The following is a 3,813-nucleotide window of genomic DNA, read 5'->3' on the forward strand; positions in this document are numbered from 1 at the left end:
CCGTTCGCGGCGCCGCCCACCGAGGGGCGCAACACCCGGCTCTGGCTGGGGCTGGGCGCCGGGGCGCTCGCCGTGCTGCTCTGCTGCGGCGGTGGCGGCGCGGCCGTCGTGGGCCTGGCGGTGACCGGGGTGCAGGCCGTCCGGGAGCAGGGGCGCACCGTCTCCACCGACTACTACCAGGCGCTCGTCGAGCGGAAGTACGGCGCCGCGTACGACCAGCTCTGCGACGACGCGCAGCGGCGCGAGTCACGCGGGGAGTTCGAGCGCCGGGTCGCCGCCGAGCCGCAGATCTCGGGGTTCCGGGTGGGCGAGGTGGACGCCACGACCCTGACCGTGCCGGTGGACGTGACCTACACCGGCGGCCGGCAGGACCGGCAGGAGGTCGTCCTCGGGCAGGACCGGGAGACCGGCGGCATGGAGGTGTGCGGGGTCAACTGACCCGCCCCCGGTATTCTCCTGGGCTCGGGGTGGTGCTGGTCGTACCGTTGTCCCGAACTGCTCGTTCCGTCCTTTGCCGCGTCCCCGCCGACCGCCAGTCGGCGTAGGAGGAAACATGCCAGCCGACCGTATCGACGCCGTCGTCAGCCTCGCCAAGCGCCGAGGTTTCGTCTTCCCCTCCAGCGAGATCTACGGAGGCACCCGGTCGGCGTGGGACTACGGTCCGCTCGGCGTGGAGCTGAAGGAGAACGTCCGCCGGCAGTGGTGGAAGACCATGGTCCAGCAGCGCGACGACGTGGTCGGTCTCGACTCCGCCGTGATCCTGGCCCGCGACGTCTGGGCCGCCTCGGGCCACCTGGACGCCTTCGTCGACCCGCTGACCGAGTGCCAGTCGTGCCACAAGCGGTTCCGGGCCGACCACCTGGAGGAGGCGTACGAGGCCAAGCACGGCAGGCCGCCGGCGTCGCTGACGGAGCTGAACTGCCCGAACTGCGGCAACAAGGGCACCTTCACCGAGCCGAAGATGTTCAACGGCCTGATGAAGACCTTCCTCGGCCCGGTCGAGAGCGAGGAGGGCATGCACTACCTGCGGCCCGAGACCGCCCAGGGCATCTTCGTCAACTACAAGAACGTCGAGACCGTCGCCCGCAAGAAGCCGCCGTTCGGCATCGCGCAGACCGGCAAGTCGTTCCGCAACGAGATCACCCCGGGCAACTTCATCTTCCGCACCCGCGAGTTCGAGCAGATGGAGATGGAGTTCTTCGTCGAGCCGGGCTCCGACGAGCAGTGGCACGAGTACTGGCTGCAGGAGCGCTGGAACTGGTACCTCGACCTGGGCCTGTCGGAGGGCAACCTGCGCTTCTACGAGCACCCGAAGGAGAAGCTCTCCCACTACTCGAAGCGCACGGTCGACATCGAGTACCGGTTCCAGTTCGGCGGCACCGAGTTCGCCGAGCTGGAGGGCATCGCCAACCGCACCGACTTCGACCTCAGCACGCACAGCAAGCACTCCGGCGTCGACCTGTCCTACTTCGACCAGACGAAGCAGGAGCGTTGGGTGCCGTACGTGATCGAGCCGGCGGCCGGCCTCACCCGGGCGGTGCTCGCGTTCCTGCTCGAGGCGTACGACGAGGACGAGGCGCCGAACACCAAGGGCGGCGTGGACAAGCGCACGGTGATGCGCTTCGACCCGCGGCTGGCCCCGGTCAAGGTGGCGGTGCTGCCGCTGTCGCGCAACGAGGCGCTCTCGCCGAAGGCCAAGGGCCTCGCCGCCGACCTGCGCAAGCGCTGGGTGGTGGAGTTCGACGACTCGCAGGCGATCGGCCGCCGCTACCGCCGGCAGGACGAGATCGGCACGCCGTTCTGCGTGACCGTCGACTTCGACACCCTGGACGACAACGCGGTGACCGTGCGGAACCGGGACACCATGGCCCAGGAGCGCATCTCCCTGGACCAGGTCGAGCGCTACCTCATCGAGCGCCTCCCCGGCTGCTGAGCTGCCGGAACGGGGCCCCGGTCGGCGTGGGAACGCGCCGGCCGGGGCCCCGTACACTTGTCCGGTGACCGCACCGACCGTTCCCGCGCTGCGCCCGCTGACCCTCGGGCCGCACCAGGTGTGGCCGCCGGTGGTGCTCGCGCCGATGGCGGGCATCACCAACGTCGGCTTCCGGCAGCTCTGCCGCGAGCAGGGCGGCGGCATCTACGTCTGCGAGATGATCACCACGGTCGCGCTGGTGGAGCGGAACCCGAAGACGCTGCGCATGATCGCGTTCGGCGAGCACGAGCGGCCGCGCAGCCTCCAGCTCTACGGCACCGACCCCGAGATCACCGCCGCCGCCGTGCGGATCGTGGTCGAGAAGGACCTCGCCGACCACATCGACCTCAACTTCGGCTGCCCGGTGCCCAAGGTCACCCGCAGGGGCGGTGGCTCGGCGCTGCCTTGGCGGCGCCGGCTCTTCGCCCGCCTGGTCAGGGCCGCGGTGGACGCCGCGTCGCCCGCCGGGGTGCCGGTCACGGTCAAGATGCGCAAGGGCATCGACGACGACCATCTGACGTACGTCGAGGCGGGCCTCGCCGCCCAGGACGCCGGGGTGGCGGCGGTCGCCCTGCACGGGCGTACGGCGGCGCAGCGCTACTCGGGCGCGGCGGACTGGGACGCCATCGCCACGCTCAAGCAGGCGCTCGACGTGCCGGTGCTCGGCAACGGCGACATCTGGGAGGCCGACGACGCGCTGCGGATGGTGGCGCACACCGGCGTCGACGGGGTGGTGATCGGCCGTGGCTGCCTGGGCCGCCCGTGGCTCTTCGCCGACCTGGAGGCAGCCTTCAACGGGCGTCCGGAGCGCCGGCTGCCCACCCTCGGCGAGGTCGCGGCGACCATGCGCCGCCACGCGGAGCTGCTGGTCGACCAGTTCACCGCCGGCTCCCGCACCCCCGAGCGGGGCGAGCGGGACGGCTGCACCGACTTCCGCAAGCACGTCGCCTGGTACCTGAAGGGCTTCCCCGTCGGCAGCGAGCTGCGCCGCGAACTGGCCATGATCGAAAGCCTGGCCCAGCTCGACGACCTGCTGGGCAAGCTGGATCCGGCCGAGCCGTTCCCGGTCGCCACGCTCGGCCAGCCGCGCGGCCGCACCAACTCGCCCGGCAAGGTCTTCCTGCCCGAGGGCTGGCTCGCCAGCCGGGACGACGACACCGTGCCCGAGGGCGCCGAACTGGCCGATTCGGGCGGCTGAGCGGACCCGCGACCCGCCCGACCGCAGCGCGACGCACGGGGCGAGTTCCTGTTGGCTGACGTGCAGCCACCGGCCGCGCTGGCGCCGTCCGCACCGCGCCACGCCACGCCGCGCCACGTCACGCCGCGCCGCGCCGGAACGACGCACGGCGCACGGCGCACGGCGCACGAGACCGTCGTGGGTGCCGGCCGGTAGTCGCGCCGGGCTGGCCGCCGTGCTGCCGAGCTTGTCGTTCTGCAGGCGTTGTCGTGCGTTGGGCGGGCCGTGTGCCGGGCCTGCGTTCTGTCGGGCACTGTCGCGGGGTTGGCGGGCCGTGTGCCGGGCCTGTGTTTGGTCGGCCTTGTCGTGGGTTGGGCTGGCCGTAGTGCGGGGCTGCCTGTCGAGCTGCCCCTATGGATGGGGCGGCGTAGATCGGCCATCGGCAGCCTGTCGATTGGGCGCCCGTCGGTCCCACGGACGGGGCAGCTCGACAGCGGGCGTGGCCCCCACCTGTCGGCTGACCGCCCCTCGCCCCTCGCCCTCGCCCTCGATGATCTTGCAGTTTGTGCCCCCTCGTTTGCCCGTTCCACGGCTTTTATCGGGGCAGAAAGTGCAAGATCGCGGGGCGAGGCGCGCGGCGCTCGGGCGGCGCCCGCCGCTCAAG

The 3,813-nt window shown here is 71.8% G+C and carries 3 protein-coding genes; all 3 read left to right on the forward strand.

What is annotated here, in order from left to right:
• A partial coding sequence (locus tag ACWENR_RS29990; RefSeq protein WP_452280307.1) for an Rv0361 family membrane protein occupies positions 1–438 on the forward strand: 438 nt, incomplete at its 5' end.
• Between the two features lie 115 nt (positions 439–553).
• A complete protein-coding gene (locus tag ACWENR_RS29995) occupies positions 554–1,933 on the forward strand; it encodes a glycine--tRNA ligase (RefSeq protein ID WP_452280308.1) in 1,380 nt (459 codons plus the stop codon).
• A 64-nt stretch (positions 1,934–1,997) separates the two neighbouring features.
• The gene (gene dusB, locus ACWENR_RS30000) at positions 1,998–3,170 is read left to right on the forward strand and encodes a tRNA dihydrouridine synthase DusB (RefSeq protein WP_452280309.1); all 1,173 of its coding nucleotides are present in this window, start codon (positions 1,998–2,000) and stop codon (positions 3,168–3,170) included.
• The last annotated feature ends 643 nt before the right edge of the window (positions 3,171–3,813 follow it).

It is taken from the genome of Micromonospora sp. NPDC004336, from assembly GCF_053602615.1.

Excerpts from the sequence above, each read along its gene's own strand:
- ACWENR_RS29995 (WP_452280308.1), top strand. The coding sequence starts at position 554 with ATGCCAGCCGACCGTATCGACGCCGTCGTCAGCCTCGCCAAGCGCCGA.